This window comes from Magnetococcales bacterium (genome assembly GCA_015231755.1).
Lineage (GTDB): Bacteria > Pseudomonadota > Magnetococcia > Magnetococcales > Magnetaquicoccaceae > Magnetaquiglobus.
In genome coordinates, this window is record JADGAZ010000018.1 from 1 (window position 1) to 20,754 (window position 20,754).

The following is a 20,754-nucleotide window of genomic DNA, read 5'->3' on the forward strand; positions in this document are numbered from 1 at the left end:
CGGTAAAACCGAGCTTGATGAACTGCTTGACGGAATCCGGGCTGGCCGCCACCCGTCTTTCTCCCGGATAGATCTCTCTGGGAATACCGATCTGCATAGAAAGCCTCCTGAAACGGTGTAGAAAGGAAAGAAAACTGAATCACATCCACCCTGAATCCGTGGTATTTGAACGGCTGCGATCCCAACACATATCTGCCAATCCGAATCATGGGAGAAAAAAGGGGAGCGGTCAAGTTGCCGCAATGCAATATGACAGAATCATTCCCCCTCATCGCACAAACGGGTCGCCAAGCCGATATAACGGGCCGGGGTCAAGGCCAGGAGACGGGCCTTGGCCTCCTCGGGAATGTCCAAAGTCTGGATGAAAGCGTGAATCCCCTCCCGGGTGATGCCCCGTCCGCGGGTCAGGGCTTTGAGTTTTTCGTATGGTTTTTCCAGGCCATAACGACGCATCACGGTCTGGATCGGTTCGGCCAGCACCTCCCAGGTCTGGTCGAGGTCCGCGGCCAGACGCACCGAATCCGCCTCCAGCTTGCCGATGCCCTTCAAGGCGGAGTCATACCCCAGCAGGGCATATCCCAGTCCCACACCGACGTTGCGCAATACCGTGGAATCCGTCAAATCCCGCTGCATCCGGGAGAGGGGCAGTTTGGCCGCCAGATGATCGAGCATGGCGTTGGCCAGTCCCAGATTGCCCTCGGAATTTTCAAAATCGATGGGATTGACCTTGTGGGGCATGGTGGAGGATCCCACTTCTCCGTCCCGCAGTTTCTGACGGAAATAACCCAGACTGACGTAGGACCAAATGTCCCGATCAAAATCCAACAATACGGTGTTGAATCGCATCACCGCGTGGAAGAATTCCGCCACCCCGTCATGGGGTTCGATCTGGGTGGTGAGGGGCTGATAGGTGAGGCCCAAACCGGTCACGAACCGTCTGGCCAACGCGACCCAATCCACCTCGGGATAGGCGATCACATGGGCGTTGAAATTGCCCACCGCCCCATTGATCTTCCCCGGCACCTCGACCCGTCGCAGTCCGTCGAGTTGAATGCGCAGCCGATGGGCCACATTGGCCATCTCCTTGCCCAGGGTGGTGGGGGAGGCGGGTTGTCCATGGGTACGGGCGAGCATGGGCAGATCCCGATAACGGGCAGCCAGGGCGGCAATCTCCGCGATCACCCGTTCCATGGCCGGGATCAACACCCGTTCCTTGGATTCGGCCAGGGCCAGACCATGGGACAGATTGTTGATGTCTTCGGAGGTGCAGGCGAAATGGATGAATTCCAGCACCGTTTCCGACACCACCCCTCCCAGCCGCTCCTTGAGGAAATACTCCACCGCCTTGACATCGTGGTTGGTGGTGCGTTCGATTTCCTTGATGCGGCGGGCATCTGCTTCCGAAAAACTGGTCATCAGCGCCACGAGCCGCTCTTCGACTTCCGGGGAGAAAGGGGGAACTTCCGGAATGGCCGCCTCCGCCGCCAGGGCCGAAAGCCAGCCCAACTCCACCTGGACACGCCGGTAGATCAGGCCAAACTCGGAAAAAACCGGACGCAACGACGCCATCTGTCGGGCATAACGTCCATCCAAAGGAGAAAGTGCGGTCAGCGGGGTCAGATCCATTGCCATGCCGTTCCAAAAACGTGATTGATCGGGAGATGAAGGCCAACTGTGCCATAGTAACCGGGATCAAAAAAAAACAAAACCCACGCCAGAAAAAAATTGCCTTATATCTCCGCTTGCACACTTGGCGACCACGGAAAATCCGTTTAACCTGTAAATAGCCGTACCTCGACCGCTTCTCCAAGGAAAGACGCCCATGATCGACGCAAAACCTTTCAGACGCCTTTTGATCGCCAATCGAGGCGAAATCGCCATTCGCATTATCCGGGCCGCTGCGGAAATGAATATCGCCACGGTGGCGATCTACGCCAAGGAGGACAGCTACTCCCTGCATCGCTACAAAGCGGATGAAAGCTATCAAGTGGGGGCAGGCAAACGTCCCATCGCCGCCTACCTGGATATCGCCGATATCCTGCGCATCGCCCAGGAGGTCAAGGTGGACGCGATCCATCCGGGATACGGGTTTCTCTCCGAAAATCCCGACTTCGCCGAAGCCTGCCGCCAGGCGGGCATCGTCTTCATCGGCCCCACCCCGGAAGCCATGCGTCAACTCGGAGACAAGGTTCAGGCCCGCAAGATCGCCGTGGAGGCGGGTGTGCCCGTCATGCCCGCCACCGCTACCCTCCCCGACGACCCGGCGCAAATCCGCGCCATGGCCCATGAGATCGGCTTTCCCGTGATGCTCAAGGCGATCTGGGGCGGCGGCGGACGGGGCATGCGGGTGATCGAACACCCGGATCAACTGCTCGAACAGGTCCAGACCGCCAGCCGCGAAGCGGCGTCGGCCTTCGGCAACGGCGCGGTCTATCTGGAAAAACTAGTGCGACGCGCCCGGCACGTGGAAGTGCAGATCCTGGGGGATCAACACGGCAATCTGGTGCATCTGTTCGAGCGGGACTGCACCGTGCAACGCCGCAACCAAAAGGTGGTGGAACGCGCCCCCGCCCTCTACCTCAACGACGCCCAGCGGACCGAACTGTGCGACCATGCCCTGCGCCTCGCCCGGGCGGTCCAGTACCGCAACGCGGGCACGGTGGAATTTCTCCAGGATGTGGATACGGGAAAATTCTATTTCATCGAAGTCAATCCCCGCATTCAGGTGGAGCATACCGTCACCGAGGAGGTGACGGGCATCGATCTGGTGCAAGCCCAAATCCTGGTGGCCCAGGGCCACGCCCTCGGCTCCCCCGGACTGCCCCGCCAGGAGAATATTTTCCTCCAGGGCCACGCGCTGCAATGCCGGGTCACCACCGAGGATCCGGAAAACAACTTCACCCCGGACTATGGCCGCATCTCCGACTACCGCAGTGCCGCCGGCTTCGGCATCCGTTTGGACGCGGGCACCGCCTACAGCGGCGCACGCATCACGCCGTTCTACGACTCGCTGCTGGTCAAGATCACCGCCCGGGCCGCCACCTCCGACGCGGCCATCCAACGCATGGACCGGGCCTTGCAGGAATACCGCATCGTCGGCCTGAAAACCAATCTCGGCTTTTTGAGCCGGGTGGTGCGCCACGAAAAATTCCGTACCGGGGATTATGTCACCACCTTCATCGACCAGACCCCGTCGCTGCTCAACACCCCGGCCCGCAAGGACATTCACGCCCATCTGTTGCAGTACATCGCCGATGTGGTGGTCAACGGCAATCCGGAAACCAAAGGGTTGCCCAAGCCCGACAGCCACGTCAAGCCCACCATCCCGAAACACGACAGCAAATCCGACCTGGCCTTCGGCACCCGGGATCTGCTGGATGAATTGGGCCCAAAAAAATTCTCCCAATGGATGCTGGATCAAAAACGCACCCTGATCACCGATACCACCATGCGCGACGCCCACCAGTCGCTTTTGGCCACCCGCCTGCGCACCCATGATCTGCTGGCGGTGGCGCCGGCCTATGCCCGGCTGCTGCCCTCCTTGTTTTCGGTGGAGTGCTGGGGAGGCGCCACCTTTGATGTAACCATGCGTTTTCTCAAGGAATGCCCCTGGGAACGCCTCCACGATCTGCGTGAGCAGATGCCCAATCTGCTGTTGCAAATGCTGCTGCGCTCGGCCAACGGCGTGGGCTACACCAACTATCCGGACAACGTGGTGCGCTTTTTCATCAAGCAGGCCGCAGGCCGGGGGGTGGATCTCTTCCGGGTGTTCGACTCCCTCAACTGGGTGGAAAACATGCGGGTGGCCATGGACGCGGTCATCGCCGAAGACAAACTGTGCGAAGCGGCCATCTGCTACACCGGGGACATCATGGACCCCAAGCGGGCCAAGTACTCCTTGAAATACTATGTCAACATGGCCAAGGAACTGGAAGCCGCCGGCGCCCACATTCTCGGCATCAAGGACATGGCCGGACTGCTCAAGCCCAATGCGGCCCGGGTGCTGGTGAAAGCCCTGAAAGAAGAAATTGGCCTGCCGATCCATTTCCACACCCACGACACCAGCGGCATTTCGGCGGCCAGCGTCCTGTCGGCCATCGAGGCCGGGGTGGACGCGGTGGACGCGGCCATGGACGCCATGAGCGGCGCCACCTCCCAGCCGAGTCTCGGTTCCATCGTGGAGGCGCTGCGCAACACCCCCCACGACACCGGACTCGACATCGAATCGATTCGCGCCATTTCCACCTATTGGGAGCAGGTGCGTCGCCACTACGCCGCCTTCGAGAGCCTGCAATACGCGGGAGCCTCGGAGGTCTACCTCCACGAAATGCCCGGTGGACAGTTCACCAATCTGCGCCAGCAGGCCCGTTCCCTGGGCATCGACGCCCATTGGGATCAGGTGGCCCACGCCTATGCCTGGGTCAACGAAATGTTCGGCGACATCCCCAAGGTGACCCCCAGCTCCAAGGTGGTCGGGGATATGGCCTTGATGATGGTCACCAGCCAATTGACCCGGGAGGATGTGCTCAATCCGGAAAAAGAGATCGCCTTCCCCGAGTCGGTGGTGCAGTATTTCCGTGGGGATCTGGGTCAGCCGCCGGGAGGCTTCCCGGAAGCCCTGCAACGCAAGGTGCTGAAAAATCAAGAACCCTTGACCGTCCGTCCCGGCGCGATCCTGCCGGATACCGATCTGGAGGCCCAACGCCAGAAAATTTCCCGCCTGACCGGCGGTCTGGTGAGCGATGCCCAGGTGGCTTCGCATCTCATGTATCCCCAGGTATTCAGTGATTTCATGCGCCACTGCCAGACCTATGGGGATGTGAGCCGTCTGCCTTCCCATGTCTTCTTCTACGGCATGGAACCGGGTCAGGAGATCCTGGTGGAGTCCGAACCGGGCAAGGCGTTGATCATCCACTTCATCACCACCTCCGAGCCGGACGCGGATGGCATGGTCAAGGTCTTTTTTGAAGTCAATGGCCAGCCCCGTTCGATCCAGATCCAAAACCGCTCCCAGACCGGCCAGAAACGCGCCACCCCCAAGGCCAAGGACGGAGATCCCAATCAGGTGGGGGCTCCCATTCCCGGCGCCGTGGGCGCCATCGCGGTCATCAAGGGACAAAAGGTGGCCCGTGGGGATCGTCTGCTCTCCTTGGAGGCCATGAAAATGGAAACCGCCATCTGCGCCACCCAGGATGGCACCGTGGCGGAGATCCATGTCCAGACCGGAGACCATGTGGAGACCAAGGATCTGCTGATCACCCTGGTGACCACACCTTAAGATCCCCTCTCCATTGCAACAAAACCTAAGGATCGGGTACAGAATCGGGCGCCAGGGAGCCGCAGGATGAGCGACAACAGCGTCTTGTTGACCTTGAGCGCCCTGTTTTTGATCGGTTTCGCCGCCGACGCCCTGGCGCGTCGCATCATTCTGCCTCGGGTCACCCTGCTGCTTTTGACCGGCATGCTGCTTGGCCCCACCATGTCCGGTCTGGTCTCCACCCAGCAGCAGGAGTGGCTGGTGGTGGTGGCCCAGGCCACCTTGTGCATGGTGGGCTTTTTGCTGGGAGGACGGATCACCCTGAATGGCCTGCAACGCTATGGCCATACGGTGCTGACCATCTCCTTGACGATTCTCACCGTCTCCGGCTGTCTGATGTTCATGGGCATGCTCTGGATCGGTGTGCCTTTGTCCGCCGCGATCCTGCTGGCCACCATCTGCCTGACCACCGATCCCGTGGCCCCCACGGATGTGATCCACGAACTGCGGGCCGACGGCCCCTTCACCCGCATCCTGATGGGGGTGATCGCCACCAACGACGCCCTGGGCTTTGTATTGTTCACCATCGCCCTCTCCGTGGCGGCCCTGTTCCATGCCACGGCACTCCCCCGCTCGGTGGTGGAGGTGATCTGGGAGTTGGGGGGAGCCGTGGCCATCGGCGCCATTCTGGGACGCCTGCTGGCCTTCATCAGCGACCACACCCACCGTCCCGACACCCTGCTGGCCGGCACCCTGGGGCTGCTCATCTTGTGCGGTGCCCTGGCCACCCGTCTGCACACCTCGTTTTTCCTGGCGGTGATGATCATGGGCAGCGTCACGGTCAACAGCTCGCAGCGCCCCTGGAAACCCTTCCTGATCATCGAACGGTTTCTATGGCCTTTTCTGATTTTGTTTTTCCTGCTGGCCGGAGCCAATCTCAAACCCAAAAGCCTGCTGGATATCGGTCTGATCAGCGGCCTGTATCTGGGCTGTCGCATGCTCGGCGAGGTGAGCGGTGCCTGGCTGGGGGCCACCTTGAGTCAATCCCCGCCCCTCACCCGCCGTTGGCTCGGTCCGGCCCTGCTGCCCCAGGCGGGAGTCGCCATGAGCATGACCTTCATCGCCGTGCAACGCTTTCCGGATCTGACCGATCTGCTGCTGCCGGTGGTGATCTCCGGCGTGATGGTTTTTGAACTGGTCGGCCCCATCATGACCCGCGTCGCCTTGATCCGCGCCGGGGAAAACAATGCCCAGTCCGGCGGCCCGAGGTTGCGGTAGCAAACCTGAAGCGGTAGAATTGCTCTGTTTACCCCTCTTCTTTCTTTCAGGCTCCTCTCGGGTATCATGGAAATCGAACACCCCACCGTGGATCCCAACAGCTCCAAACGGGTTCCTGTCAATCTCGAAGACGAAATGCGCCGCTCCTACCTCGATTACGCCATGAGCGTCATCGTGGGACGCGCTCTGCCCGACGTGCGCGACGGTCTCAAACCGGTCCATCGTCGCGTCCTGTTCGCCATGAGCGAACTGGGCAACGAGTGGAACCGGGCCTACAAGAAATCGGCCCGCGTGGTCGGTGATGTCATCGGCAAATACCATCCCCACGGGGATGTGGCGGTCTATGACACCATCGTGCGCATGGCCCAGGATTTTTCCATGCGTCATCCCCTGGTGGATGGCCAGGGCAACTTCGGCTCCGTGGACGGGGACTCTCCCGCCGCCATGCGTTACACCGAAGTGCGCATGACCCGACTGGCCGGGGAGTTGCTGGCGGATATCGACAAGGAAACCGTCGATTTCGGACCCAACTACGACGGATCCCTGGTGGAACCCCGCATTCTGCCTTGCAAATTTCCCAATCTGCTGGTCAGCGGTTCATCGGGAATCGCCGTGGGCATGGCCACCAACATCCCGCCCCACAACCTGGGAGAGATCGTGGATGCCACCTGCGCCCTGATGGACAATCCCCTGCTGACCAACCGGGGACTGATGGCCCATGTGCCCGGTCCCGACTTTCCCACCGGGGCTTCGATCCGGGGCCGGGCCGGAATCGTCAGCGCCTACGAAACCGGACGCGGTTCGGTGGTGCTGCGGGCCAAAACCCATATCGAAACCAAAAAAGACGGGCGGGAAGCGATCATCATCGACGAACTCCCCTTCCAGGTGAACAAGGCCCGTCTGGTGGAGGCCATCGCCGATTTGGTGCGGGACAAGAAAATCGAAGGCATCTCCGATCTGCGGGACGAATCCGACCGCCAGGGGATGCGGGTGGTGATCGAGACCAAACGGGATGTCAACGCGGAAGTGCTGTTGAATCAACTCTACAAGCACACCGCCATGCAGACCACCTTCGGGGTCAACGCCGTGGCCCTGGTGGATGGACAGCCCCAGACCTTGAGCCTGAAACGCATCCTGGAATGTTTCATCGACCACCGGCGTCAGGTGGTGACCCGTCGCACCCTGTTCGAACTGCGCAAGGCCCAGTCCCGCAGCCACATCCTGGAAGGGCTGTCCGTGGCCCTGGCCAACATCGACCGCATCATCGCCGTGATCCGCAACGCTCCCAATCCGGTGGTCGCCAAGGAGCAACTGGTGGCGGAACTGTGGGACCGGGGACCGGTGGAAGCGATGCTGACCCGCGCTTTGGATGCGGGCATGACCGCTTCGCCCCAGTTTGTGGAAGGGGGTTACCGGTTGTCGCCGGATCAGGCCCAGGCCATTCTGGATATGCGTCTGCACCGTCTGACCGGTCTGGAACAAGACAAGATCCATCAGGAGTTCGGAGAGACCTTGACGGAAATCGGTCGGCTCAACGCCATTTTGGCCTCGGACGAAGCATTGCTGACGGTCATCAAGGAGGAGTTGCTGCGCATCAAGGAGATGTTCGCCAATGCGCGCCGCACGGAAATCGTCGAAGAAGAAGGAGAATTCTGCGCCGAAGACCTGATCGCCGAAGAAGAGATGGTGGTCACGGTGAGCCACGCGGGTTATGTCAAGCGTCAACCTACGGTGGATTACCGCAGTCAGCGCCGGGGAGGCAAGGGCAAAAGTGCCACGGGCATGAAGGATGAGGATTTCATTTCTCAGTTGTTCGTGGCCTCCACCCATGACACGATTTTGTGTTTCACCGACAAGGGGCGGGTGTTCCGTCTGAAGGTCTACGAAATTCCCCAGGCCAGCCGAGCGGCCCGTGGACGGCCCATCATCAATCTGCTGGCCCTGGAGGCGGGGGAAAAACTGGCCCAGATTCTGCCGGCCCCGGTGGCGGCGGACCAGTGGGACAACTGGCATCTGCTGTTCGCCACGGCCAAGGGATTGATCAAGAAAACCGCGCTTTCGGCCTACATCAACATACGCGCCAACGGCATCCGGGCGGTGGATCTGCAAGACGGAGACGATCTGGTGGGCGTGGCCTTGCTGCCGGTGCTGCCCGAGGATCTGGAAACCGAAGTGGTCGCCGAAACAGTCGAAGGCAACGGAGAAGAAGAACCCGGCATCACTCCGGAGAGCGATACGGCCCTGGAAGATGAAATCGAAGAAACGGATGCCCGACCGGGTCGCATTCTGTTGTATTCGAGTTCCGGCAAGGCGGTGCGATTCCGCACCGGTCAGGTGCGCCTGATGGGTCGGGTGGCCCGGGGCGTGCGGGGCATGCGCCTGAAGGGCGAAGACCGGGTGATCGCCCTCAACGTGCTGAACACCGACGCGGATTGCCAGATCCTGGCCATGACGGAAAACGGTTTCGGCAAACGGACCGAAGTGGACAAGTTCCCCACCAAGGGACGGGGCACCCAGGGGGTGATCGGCATGCTGATCAACGAACGCAACGGGCCGGTGGTGGCCAGTCTGGTGATCACGCCCAGCGATCAGATCATGGTGATCACGAATCAAGGCACGGTGTTGCGCACGCCGGTGGAAACCGTGCGGCTGACGGGTCGCAACGCCCAGGGGGTGAAGGTGCTGGATGTCTCCAATAGCGGAGAGCGGGTGGTTTCCGTGGCCCGCATCGCCGAGTCCGAAGAGGAGTCCAACGCTCCGGGAGACGAGGAGGACGGGGGCGAAGAAAACGAGCTGACGGAACAAGACGAAGGGAGCCAATAGACCATGCTGGATCTGAAAACGATTCGCGAACGGCCCGAATGGGTGGACTCACGCTTGAAAAGCCGGGGGGGACGCCATGATCTCACGGCTTTTTTCGCCCTGGAGGCGGCGCAGCGGGCCTTGCGCACGGAAACCGAACGCCTGCAAGCCCGCCGCAATGAAATTTCCCGCGCTGTTGGCCGGATGAAGGCCAATGGCGAAGACGCCTCGGCTTTGCTGGAAGAGATGGGGCAACTGGGCCCCCGCCTCAAAGAGACCGAAGCGGCGTTGCGCGTCAAGGACGAGGAGTTGCAAACCGAACTGACCCGTCTGCCCAATCTGCCGGACGAAAGCGTGCCCGAAGGTCCGGACGAAAGCGGCAACGTGGTGGTGCGTTCCTGGCCGGAAGGATTTTCCGGCGGTCCCGTCACCGAAAACCATTGGGACATCGGTGAGCGGCTGGGGATTTTGGATTTTGCCAGCGCGGCGGAGACCGTGGGGGCGCGGTTCACCTTTTTCCGGGGAGACGGGGCGCGGCTGGTGCGGGCCTTGACCGGTTTCATGCTGGATCTGCACACCCGGGAACACGGTTACGAAGAGATTCTGCCGCCGTTTCTGGCCAACAAGGAGAGCCTGTTCGGCACCGGGCAGTTGCCCAAATTTGAAGAGGATCTGTTTTGTCTGCGGGACGATCCGTTTTACCTGATTCCCACCGCCGAGGTGCCCTTGACCAACCTCGTGCGGGGACAGATCGTGGACGAGGCCCGTCTGCCCTTGAAGTGGACCGCCTGGACCGCCTGTTTCCGCCGCGAGGCCGGAGCGGCGGGCCGGGACACCCGGGGATTGATCCGCCAGCACCAGTTCGACAAGGTGGAACTGGTGTGGATCACCCGTCCCGAAGAGAGCATGGCCGCTTTGGAAAGCCTGACCCGGCACGCCGAAGAGGTGTTGAAACGGTTGGAACTCCCATTCCGTACCGTGGCCTTGTGTACCGGGGATCTGGGATTCGCCTCCGCCAAAACCTATGATCTGGAGGTGTGGCTGCCGGGTCAGGGCCGCTATCGGGAAATTTCCTCGTGTTCCAACACGTTGGATTTCCAGGCCCGACGCATGAAATCCCGTCTGCGGCGCACCGCCGGCAAGGCGGTGGAACCGGTACACACCTTGAATGGTTCCGGCGTGGCCGTGGGTCGGGCCTTGGTGGCGGTGCTGGAAAATTTTGTCCAGGCCGACGGCAGCGTGGTGATCCCCGACGCCCTGCGTCCCTACATGGGCGGTCAGGCGATCATCAAACCCCCATCCGCCTGATCCCCTGCTCCATCCCCGGAAGGCTTGTCACTCCCCTTTCCCCTCCCCCGCCAGAAGCGATTGACGCCTTCTGGCGGGGACGAGTCAAGACTTGCCATCATCTGCCCCATTCGCTAAAATCAAACCGGTAGACGATTTTGTCTGGAAGGGTGGCAGAGCGGTTGAATGCAACGGTCTTGAAAACCGTCGATGGGCGACCATCCGTGGGTTCAAATCCCACCCCTTCCGCCAATTTCTTTGCATCCATTTGACAGATTCGCAACAAACTGTCACCCCTCATCGTTACCCCCCCTTTACAACGAACCCCACTCCTGAACAGCCCCCTGCTTAACGCCGCCCGCGAGGAGCAGGAACGCTGAATCCTGCAAACCGAATGATGGCCATGCGTTCTCGTTTGCGCTGGATGACGTGCCCCGAAGGGGGTACCCGATGGACATGCTGGCTTCTGCCAGACTGGCCGTTGCATCTTTGGAGGGAACCGACAAGACGAATCTTGTCACGAATGTGCGCACACAGGATGCGGTGTATCAAAATATTCACACACATCAATCCTCTCCCAAAGAATCGGATCGCAACGACACACAATGGGTGCAACTTTCAACAAATCCAGACCAGACAGTACGGTGTTGGCAAAACAGCCCTTTCGGCCTCTGGGGACGCCAGAAAACGGCCTTTTGAAGAAGATTCAAGAAAACCGCATCAGAAACAAGACAAAAAAACGCTCTCACCATCCGCCGTTATCCGATCCAGGCCGGATCAATACACGCCCGTGTCACACCAGGCCGATACAGAAAGGGGTTGCACAACCCCAGACAATGCCAGATAATGCCACATGGTGGGAATTTAAAGATACGCGCCATGACACAGCCGACGATGAAGACGGATTCTTCTGTTTGATTACACTATCATATGCAGTCAACCTATAACAAATGGAGCATGATCATGAAGTCTGAAATGAAAAATATTTCCGCCGTTGTCGTTTCTCTGTTCGCGGGCATGGCCCTTGCTGGCTGTAGTGGTGGAGTGGATAACAAAGCCGCCGAAGCCTGCAAAAAGACCGCCACCGAAATGAAATTGACCGGTGCCGCCGCCGATGAGTTCATCAAGCTCTGTGTCAACCCTGCCGAAGCGTGCAAAAAGTCGGTTGCAGAAATGAAATTGACCGGTCCGGCCGCTGACGATTTCGTCAAGCAGTGCGTTGAAGCCGCCAAAACCGGCAAACCGGCCAAATAACCGTCACAATCGGTTGAATGTCATCGCTGACCACAAGCTGAAACCAGTGGCAAGCCGTTGAAAGGACGGCAAACCCAAACCACCCGCTCAAAGGTGGTCACGCCTTGTAAACCAAAACAAACATCCTCATTCTTGATCTGAAACGATCTCTCCTGGCAGCCCGTCAACACGGCGTCGCTTCTGTTAAAGAGTCGCGCATTGAAACCCCTATGAAACCTTCCGCATCTCCGGCCCGGTTTGGTGTCACAGCCCTGCTGGCGTTCCTGGGCATCCTCGGCTGGCAGGGTTCCTGGCCGATAGCGGTACCGGTCCATCTGCTGCTGGCCGTGGGAGGATTGCCTCTGATCCTGTCCGTCATGATCTATTTCACCCCGGTCCTGACCCGGAGTGGATCCATTCCCGTGTGGGTCAATCGGCTGCCCCTGCTGGCCATGATGGCAGGAATCCTGGGATGTATGGCGATCTTGCAGGAATGGTGGCTGGTGGGCGTGGCCGCCCCCCTGGCTTGGCTGAGCGCCGGGGTGACATTGGGATGGATGCGTCATCGGGCCGCCCGCTCTTTGGGATCACCACATCCGGGCCTGCTTTGGTATCAAGCGGCGTTGGTCTGTTTGATGCTGGGATTGATGTCCATTCTGGCCACCCTGGCCTGGCCGGAACACTGGCAGCTCTTGCGCAGCACGCACCGCCATCTCAACCTGTTGGGTTTTGTCGGCCTGACCGCGATCGGTACCCTTCAGGTATTGTTGCCCACCGTGGGTGGTTACGCCGATCCCATGGCCGGTCAGCGGTTACAGCTCGATTTGAAATATGCGCTGCTTGGTGTCGCGCTGATGACTGGCGGCGCCACCTTCTGGCCGGGATTGAGCGGATTGGGGCTGGTGGCGTGGGGATGGGTGCTGATCCGTCTTTTGCTTCCGATATATGGCCATGTCATCCCCATCCTGCGGACCCATGGCGCGGCGGCATCCCTGCTGGGCGGGCTGTTCGGCTTCTGGTTTTCGCTGGGCAGCGCCCTGTGGCAACAGGGGCATGTGATCCTGCCTCTTTTCCTGACGCTGTTTCTGTTTCCCTTGGTCACCGGGGCGTTGTCGCATCTGTTGCCCATGTGGTGGTGGCCCGGCTTGGCCACGCCCCAACGTGACCAGGCACAACAACTCCTGGGCCGGTTTGCCCTGCTGCGGGTCGGCGCCTTCTGGTTGGGCGGCGTGGCCATCGTGGTTGGGGCCTCCTGGGGAATCCATCTGGTGGGCATCACACTGCTGCTGTTTCTGGGACAGGTGGGATGGCTGGGCCGTAAACGCCAATCACAACACCCTTGACCCTTGCCCCCCGTAGCGATTTTGATCCGGGGGGCAAACCCTTTACTTGGACGCCATTCGGGCCTTTACTGAAATGATGCATGCATCGACCTCCCAAGCACCATCAAAAACACCTATCCTCTTAACAGGAGCGCCCCCATGACCACACCCGATCCCGCTCTCCATGAACTGATCCGCCTGCGTTGGTCTCCACGCGCCTTCGATCCCCGTCGGGTGGAACGGGAAACCGTAAAGCTACTGCTGGAAGCCGCCCGTTGGGCACCATCCTGCTACAACACCCAGCCATGGCGTTATCTTGTGGCCTTTCGGGACGATGAAGCGGGGTTCAACCGATTGTTGAGCTGTCTGGTGGAGGCCAACCGCCTCTGGGCCCGGAATGCCCCTGTACTCATGATCTCTCTGGCCTACACACGGCACGATCACAATGGCAAACCCAACCGTTGGGCCTGGCACGACGTTGGCGCGGCCAATGCCCAATTGACCGCCCAGGCCACGGCCATGGGATTGGCCGTGCATCAGATGGCGGGATACGATCCCGATGCGGTGCGCCGCCTGTATGCCCTGGATGACCTCTTTGAACCGGTCACGGTCCTGGCCTTGGGTTATCCCGGATCCCCGGAGCTGCTGGATGCCACGTTGCGCGAACGGGAAACAGCCCCCAGACAACGCAAACCCCTGGAGGCCATCGCCTTCGACGGCGCCTGGGGAACCCCTCTGTAAAGAACTGGCATTGAAATCCGGAAAAAACATGGCCGACAGCGTGGTTTATTCAACCGAACAAGGCAGGATGTGTCCCGATTGTCATCAACCCCTCGCCGGATGCGCGTGCCATCGGAAGGGATTGCCCGTGGCATCCGACGGCACCGTGCGGGTTTCCAGAGAGACCAAAGGCCGCAACGGCAAAAGCGTGACGGTGATTCGAGGGGTTGCGCTGGATTCCGGATCCCTGGAGCAACTGGGAAAAACACTCCGAACCTTGTGCGGGACCGGAGGTACGGTGAAAGAAGGGGTGATTGAATTGCAAGGGGATCACGTGACCAAGATCATCGGGCCGTTGAACCAACGGGGTTGGGTGGTCAAACGGGTCGGAGGCTAAAAAAGACAAACCCGCGATGTGGATTTGCCCGTGACTTTGGCCGCAACTTTGGCTATCCATTCAAGGGGGTGCGTGTCGCCTCCCGGAGAATGGCGCACCGTTTCATGGTCGCAATACTCTTGATCTCACAGGCCACCTATCGACTTCAAACCGTGACGAACCATCCCATGACTGACCATCCCATGACTGACTGGACCATCGTGGATGTCGGGGTTGAGCGTTTCAACAACGATCACCAACGACTGCTCTTTTATGTGATCGAGTTGGATCGTCTTGCCCAGCGTTTCCAGCAACGGGAGCCGTTTGAAGACGAATGGGATCAGGTGGATCTCCTGTTTCCCCGCCTGGACAAATACACCCAGGAGCATTTCCAGGCCGAAGAGGCGCTCATGCGCCAATACGCCTACAGCCACCTGGACGAACATATCATCCAGCACAACCAGTTGATCCAGCATCTGGACCGTCTCCGGGAGGATGTGGCGCTGCGGCGCTCCGGTTCCATCGCCCACCTGGAAACGTTTCTGCTGGATTGGCTGCGCAACCACATCAACCGCAACGACCGGAAATATCGGGGCTGTTTCCAGTGGGCGGAAAACCGGGATATCCTCGAAAAAGCCCTGTTCAACGAAATGATTTCCGCCGCGCAATTGCAGCGGATCATCGACATGGCCCCCCCGGAAGTGGTGCTGTTGGATCTGCGCACCGAAACGGAACATCGGGAAGGCATCATCTCCGGTTCCCGCCTCTACCCCTGTGATCACAATCTCATCGACCGCCAAGATACGGAACCCTTCCGACGCTCCTTCGAGGCCACCTTCTCCCCGGAGCAGTTCAATCCCGATCATTGGTATGTCCTGATCTGTCGTTCCGGTCCCCGAGCGGCCATTGCCCTGGAGATCATGCAGCAGCACGACTTGAAGACCTGTGAACTGGTGGGCGGCATCCAGGAATGGACCCGCCAGGGTTTCCCGCTGGTGGCCATGGACGCTCCTCCCCTTTCCGATCCGTAAACAACCCAACCGTGCCGCACCGCTCGCCGCGCTACCGGACGGTCTTTCCCCAAGACCGTCCCGACCGCCCCGCCCCAAAAACAATTTTCCCACACCCCGGGATTTCGTGTTACTCTTCCCCGATCCAACCACCCCCCGGTGTCAAAAATGCCTATGAGAACCGCATCCACGCCTGCGCTGCGACTGTCCACATGGTTTGTCATCATGCCATGGCTGCTGCTCGCGGCAGGGATCCCCCTCGCCTGGAGCGACGGCGGATCCATGGCATTCGGGCTGCCGGTCCAATGCGTCATGGGAGAGCGGTGCTGGATCCAGAATTATCCGGACCATGATCCGGGCCCGGGCGCGGTGGATTATCATCAAGGATCCCTCACCTACGACGGTCACCGGGGTGTGGACTTCCGGGTGCAAACCCTGACACAGATGCGCCAGGGGGTGGCGGTGATCGCGGCGGCGGATGGACGGGTCAAGGCGATCCGGGATGGCATGCCGGATGGTCCCGCCTCGGGCCGTATCGACCAGGAGTCCATCGGTCAGCGACTGGCAGGCAACGGCGTGGTGATCGATCACGGTAACGGGTGGGAGAGTCAATACGCGCATCTGCGCCAGGGGAGCGTCAGGGTGACTCCCGGACAACGGGTCCGGGCCGGAGACCCCCTGGGATGGATCGGACAGTCGGGAATGGCGCAATTTCCCCATGTCCATTTCGAGGTGCGTCGGAACGGCCAATTCCTGGATCCCTTCGCGGCTGAGGATCCCGACGATCCGCAAGGGGAAGCACATCCGCTGTGGAACGCCGCCGCCTTGCAACACTTGACCTATCGCCCGGCGGGGGAGTTGTCCGCGGGATTTTCCGCCACGGTTCCGGATGATCTGCGGGTCGCGGATCCCCCAACCGAAACCCTGGAGGGTCGGGCGGAAAAATTGATCTTCTGGGTCAACCTGTTCGGCGCCCGCGTCGGGGATCAGGAGACCATGGAACTGACGGCCCCATCCGGATCCATTCTGGCCCGACACGAAACCCGACACGAACGCAATCGGGCGCGGGTCATGCGTTACCTCGGCAAGCCGCGTCCGCCAACACTGGACTCCTGGCCCCCGGGGCGCTACACCGGCTCTTATACGTTGACACGACCGGGTGAGGCCAAACCTCTGGTGCAGATCACCCGTCATCTGGACATCCCTTGACACCCGACCGCTTGCAGGGAGCCTTGGTATATGACCCTCCTTTCTAAAATGGCGCTTGTGCTGGCTCTGATCCCACTCCTGATGACCGGCCAGGGAGAGGCGGCGGTGACCACCGAACAGCTCCCGGAGCCTCTGAAGCCCTGGGTCAACTGGGTGCTGCACGGCCACGAGCAGAACCTGTGTCCCATGGCCCACGACAACGCCTCCTCCCGCTGGTGCAGTTGGTCTTCCCGGTTGTCCCTGACGCTGGAGAAGAATCAAGGCCGTTTCGGATTGCAGGCGCGTGTGGTGGGCCATGTCTGGCTGCCTTTGCCCGGCGATGGGGAACGGTGGCCCCGGGAGGTGAAGGTGAACGACAAACCCGCCATCGTGACGGTGCAAGAGGGGATTCCGGGGGTATGGTTGAGTGCCGGCAGCCATGCCGTAAGCGGCGAGTGGCGTTATGCCACCCTGCCCGAATTCCTGAAGGTGCCTGGAGAGGTGGGTCTGATCACCCTGAGCGTGGAAGGCCGGGGGATTCCTTTTGCCGCCCCGGACAACGAAGGCCGATTGTGGCTGCACCCCAAAAACCAGACCAAACGGGATGAAGACCGACTGGAGATGTCGGTGCAACGTCTGTTGCGCGACGGCGTGCCGGTGACCCTGGAGACCCGCATCGAACTACGGGTTTCGGGCAAGCAGCGTGAAATCCTGCTGGGTCCATCCCTGGGCGCGGAGTGGATTCCCACCGACGTGAACGCCCCGCTGCCGATCCGGATCGAGCCGGATGGAGGGATAAAAATTCAGGTCAAGGCCGGGGTATGGCCCATCATCCTGGAGCAACGCCTTCCCGGACCGGTCACCACCATCGAACGTCCCAAGTCTCCCCCCTCCCCCTGGCCCGAAGAGGAGGCCTGGGCCTTCGCGGCCAATCCCCGCATGCGCATGGTGACGGTGGGAGGCGTGGATGCGGTGGATCCCCGTCAAACCGGATTGCCCCAGGAGTGGCACAACCATCCGGCCTATCGGATGCGCCCCGGAGACCGGATGCAACTGGTGGAAAAAAAACGGGGCGAGAGTGATCCGATCACCGAACGTCTGAACCTGACCCGTACCTTGTGGCTGGATTTCTCCGGAGCGGGGTGGACCATCCAGGATCAGATCCAGGGAACCGGCATGGGTTCCTGGCGTCTGGAGATGAATCCCCCCATGAACCTGGGACGGGTGCTGATCGACGGGGAGAATCAATTCATCACCCACCTGCCCGGTTCGGCCCTGAGCGGCGTGGAACTCCGGGAAAAACAGGTGAAAGTCAGCGCGGAAAGCCGTCTGCCCCTGAATACCGGGGTGATTCCGGCCACCGGTTGGAATCAGGATTTCCAGAAGGTCTCCGCCACGGCCCATCTCCCCCCGGGATGGCGTCTGCTGCACGCCAGGGGGGTGGACCGGGCCGACGCAACCTGGATCGGCCAATGGACCTTGCTGGACTTCTTCCTGACCCTGGTGGTGGCTCTGGCCACCGGACGGTTGTGGGGCAGGCTCTGGGGTGGGGTGGCCCTGATGGCCATGGGATTGATCCATCCGGAACAACCCGCGCTGGCCTGGAGCCTGCTGGCGATCATGGGGGCCGTGGCGGCGCTGCGGGTGGTGCCGGCAAAAGGATGGCCCGCACGGCTGCTGGGCACCTGGCGGCTGATCTCCCTGCTGACGCTGGCGGCCACCCTGTTGCCGTTTCTCATCGATCAAGCCCGCCAGGGGATCCATCCCCAACTGGAAATGGAAAGTGGCATCCTGCTGTCTGCCCCCGGTGGATCCATGGGGGTGCGGCGTGCGGCGGTGGCAACGCCCATGATGGCGAAAGAGGCCATGCAGGCGCCGGCTCCAGCCGCCGTTCCTCCGCCAGCCAGGGAACAGGCCCGGAATGAAGACCACTCCGGAAACAAGGCCAAAAAAGCCCAAACCTCCAGCGCCGGCAGGCCCGACGCCCCACCCCCGCCGCCTCGGCCCAGGCTGACCGGACTGGATCCCAAAGCCGTGGCCCAAACCGGTCCAGGTATTCCCCAATGGCAATGGCATACGGTCTCATTGCACTGGAACGGTCCGGTGACGCGGGATCAGGAGTGGCGTCTGTATCTGCTGCCCCCCTGGGCAAACCGGCTGGTGATTCTGGCCCGGATCCTGTTGGCTTTGGCCCTGGTGGTACGGATGCTGGAGATGGCCGCCATCCGACGGCCGGGAAAACAGACCGGTGTGACCGCCTCCGTTATGCTGCTGCTTCTCGGGCTGACGGGGAGTGGCTGGGCCGGGGAGATCCCGGACCAAAAAATGCTCGACACCTTGAGCAACCGGCTGCTGGAGCCTCCGGACTGTCTGCCCGCCTGCGCCAATCTGAACCGTCTGCGTCTGGAGGCGGATACGGAACGGCTGCGACTGCATCTGGAAATGCACGCCCAAAATGAAGTCGCCATCCCCTTGCCGGGTCAGTCGGGACACTGGCTCCCGGCGGAAGTGTGGCTGGACGGCAAGCCTGCGGTGGATCTCAAACGTCTCGATCAACCGGCGGACCATCCCGGCACCCTTTGGATGGTGATTCCAGCAGGCATTCACGCGGTGATGCTGGAAGGTCCGCTGCCGACCCGGGAGAATGTCCAGCTCTCCTTGCCCCTGGGGCCACGTCTGGCGGTGGCCGAAAGCCAAAGCTGGAAGGTGGAAGGAATCCACGACAACGGCACCATCGACTCCACCTTGCAGTTGCGCCGCATCCACTCCGACACACCCGGTGTCGGGGAGTCCCGGGAGAGTTGGCCGGATGTGGTCTCCCTGCCTCCGTTTCTGGAGGTGGAACGGCGCATCACCCTGGGTCTCACCTGGGAGGTGGAAACCCAGGTGCGTCGGGTGACCCGCGGGGAGAGCGCGGTGGGATTGGCACTCCCCCTGCTGGCCGGAGAGTCCATCACCACCCAGGGCATCCGGGTGGCGGAGGGCAAAGCCCAGGTGCGCCTCGCGCCCGAACAGCAGCACATCCACTGGCGTTCCACCCTGGAAAGCCGGGAACTTCTGACTCTGACCGCCCCGAAAGAGACCCTGTGGCACGAAATCTGGCAGTTAAGGGCCGCGCCTTTATGGCATGTGAGCCTGGAGGGCATCCCGGTCACCGCCATGACCGACGAATCCGGCGGTCATCAACCGGAATGGCGTCCCTGGCCCGGTGAGGAGGCCCGCATCCGGATCATTCGGCCCCAGGGGGTGGAGGGTCCGACCCTCACCCTGGAACGGTCGGATCTGTCCATCACCCCCGGTGAACGCACCACGGATGTCACTTTGACCATGACCATGCAGGCCAGTCATGGGGGTCAGCATGGGATACGGTTGCCGGAATCGGCCCGATTGCTGTCCGCCCACATCGCCGGTCGGGAGGAGTCTTTGCGTCAGGACGGACGCCAGATCATCCTGCCGGTGGCTCCCGGCACCCGCGAGGTGCGTCTGAGCTGGCGACAATCCGAAGGCATGAACTGGCGACTGGCCATGCCCCGGCCCGACCTGGGCATGGAGGGGGTGAACGCCACCTCCCGGATCACCCTGCCTCCGGATCGCTGGATCCTGTGGGTGCAAGGGCCCACCATGGGACCGGCGGTGCTGTACTGGGGGGCGCTGGTGGTCATTTTACTGGTGGCCGTGGGGCTGGGACGGATTCCCTGGCTGCCCCTCAAAACCCGTCACTGGGGCGTGCTGGGACTGGGATTGAGTACCGTGAATACCTTGCCCGCCATGATCCTGGTGGGATGGTTTCTGCTCATGGGATGGCGCGGCGCCCATCCGGAAAGCGCCAGCCGTGGCCGCTTCAACGCACGGCAGATTTTTCTGCTGCTTTGGACCGTGGCGGCAGTGGCCGCTCTGGAAGAGATTTTCCGGCATGGTCTGCTGGGCTTTCCGGATATGCAGGTGACTGGCAATTTATCCACCCCCCGGATGCTGCAATGGTTCCAGGATCGGATCGGTCCCGAGTGGCCCGCCATGCAGGTGATCTCCCTGCCCCTGTTCGCCTATCGACTGCTGATGCTGTTGTGGTCGTTGTGGCTGGCCGCGGCCCTGCTGGGCTGGATCCGCTGGGGCTGGAACTGTCTGAGCCGCGATGGCCTGTGGCGTCCCAAGGTGAAACCCGACACCATCCCCCCAACACCAGCAGGGACAATTCCGGATGACGTGAAGTAATCCAGGGTGTATAATCACCCACGCATCATCCATCCACGCATGACCAAACATCCAGCTCACAGGGGGGGA

General features: G+C 61.1%; 14 protein-coding genes and 1 tRNA gene. 13 read left to right on the forward strand and 2 right to left on the reverse strand.

Annotated elements, in window-relative coordinates:
* Both HQL98_12295 and purB read right to left on the reverse strand, forming a co-directional pair.
* Positions 1-97 (reverse strand): hypothetical protein (locus HQL98_12295; protein ID MBF0272829.1); only part of this gene is annotated, 97 nt, incomplete at its 3' end.
* Between the two features lie 161 nt (positions 98-258).
* Positions 259-1,626 (reverse strand): adenylosuccinate lyase, encoded by a 1,368-nt coding sequence (gene purB, locus HQL98_12300; protein ID MBF0272830.1) that lies wholly within the window; start codon positions 1,624-1,626, stop codon positions 259-261.
* Between the two features lie 196 nt (positions 1,627-1,822).
* Here purB and HQL98_12305 point away from each other — a divergent pair, with 196 nt between their 5' ends.
* The 13 genes from HQL98_12305 to HQL98_12365 all read left to right on the forward strand — a co-directional run bounded on the left by HQL98_12305 (position 1,823) and on the right by HQL98_12365 (position 20,685).
* A complete protein-coding gene (locus HQL98_12305) occupies positions 1,823-5,278 on the forward strand; it encodes a pyruvate carboxylase (protein MBF0272831.1) in 3,456 nt (1,151 codons plus the stop codon).
* Positions 5,279-5,344: 66 nt separating this feature from the next.
* On the forward strand, positions 5,345-6,535 hold the full coding sequence (locus tag HQL98_12310; GenBank protein ID MBF0272832.1) for a cation:proton antiporter: 1,191 nt from the start codon (positions 5,345-5,347) through the stop codon (positions 6,533-6,535).
* A gap of 66 nt (positions 6,536-6,601) precedes the next feature.
* Positions 6,602-9,358: a DNA gyrase subunit A gene (gene gyrA, locus HQL98_12315; GenBank protein MBF0272833.1), complete on the forward strand. Its 2,757-nt coding sequence runs from the start codon at positions 6,602-6,604 to the stop codon at positions 9,356-9,358.
* Between the two features lie 3 nt (positions 9,359-9,361).
* Positions 9,362-10,645 carry a serine--tRNA ligase gene (gene serS / locus HQL98_12320; GenBank protein MBF0272834.1) on the forward strand — a complete coding sequence of 428 codons (1,284 nt, stop codon included), beginning with the start codon at positions 9,362-9,364 and terminating at the stop codon, positions 10,643-10,645.
* Between the two features lie 143 nt (positions 10,646-10,788).
* Positions 10,789-10,876 (forward strand) — tRNA-Ser (locus HQL98_12325).
* A 198-nt stretch (positions 10,877-11,074) separates the two neighbouring features.
* Entirely contained in the window at positions 11,075-11,323 is a 249-nt protein-coding gene (locus HQL98_12330; protein MBF0272835.1) for a hypothetical protein, read from the forward strand.
* Between the two features lie 264 nt (positions 11,324-11,587).
* Positions 11,588-11,878 carry a hypothetical protein gene (locus HQL98_12335; protein MBF0272836.1) on the forward strand — a complete coding sequence of 97 codons (291 nt, stop codon included), beginning with the start codon at positions 11,588-11,590 and terminating at the stop codon, positions 11,876-11,878.
* Between the two features lie 209 nt (positions 11,879-12,087).
* The gene (locus HQL98_12340; GenBank protein MBF0272837.1) at positions 12,088-13,200 is read left to right on the forward strand and encodes a hypothetical protein; all 1,113 of its coding nucleotides are present in this window, start codon (positions 12,088-12,090) and stop codon (positions 13,198-13,200) included.
* A 138-nt stretch (positions 13,201-13,338) separates the two neighbouring features.
* Positions 13,339-13,920 carry a nitroreductase family protein gene (locus HQL98_12345; protein ID MBF0272838.1) on the forward strand — a complete coding sequence of 194 codons (582 nt, stop codon included), beginning with the start codon at positions 13,339-13,341 and terminating at the stop codon, positions 13,918-13,920.
* Positions 13,921-13,948: 28 nt separating this feature from the next.
* A complete protein-coding gene (locus tag HQL98_12350; GenBank protein MBF0272839.1) occupies positions 13,949-14,296 on the forward strand; it encodes a translation initiation factor Sui1 in 348 nt (115 codons plus the stop codon).
* Positions 14,297-14,463: 167 nt separating this feature from the next.
* The gene (locus tag HQL98_12355) at positions 14,464-15,306 is read left to right on the forward strand and encodes a hemerythrin domain-containing protein (protein MBF0272840.1); all 843 of its coding nucleotides are present in this window, start codon (positions 14,464-14,466) and stop codon (positions 15,304-15,306) included.
* Positions 15,307-15,510: 204 nt separating this feature from the next.
* Positions 15,511-16,494, forward strand: coding sequence for a M23 family metallopeptidase (locus HQL98_12360; protein ID MBF0272841.1), 984 nt, complete (start codon positions 15,511-15,513; stop codon positions 16,492-16,494).
* 30 nt (positions 16,495-16,524) lie between these two features.
* Positions 16,525-20,685, forward strand: a complete 4,161-nt coding sequence (locus HQL98_12365; protein MBF0272842.1) for a hypothetical protein — start codon at positions 16,525-16,527, stop codon at positions 20,683-20,685.
* Positions 20,686-20,754: the final 69 nt, after the last annotated feature.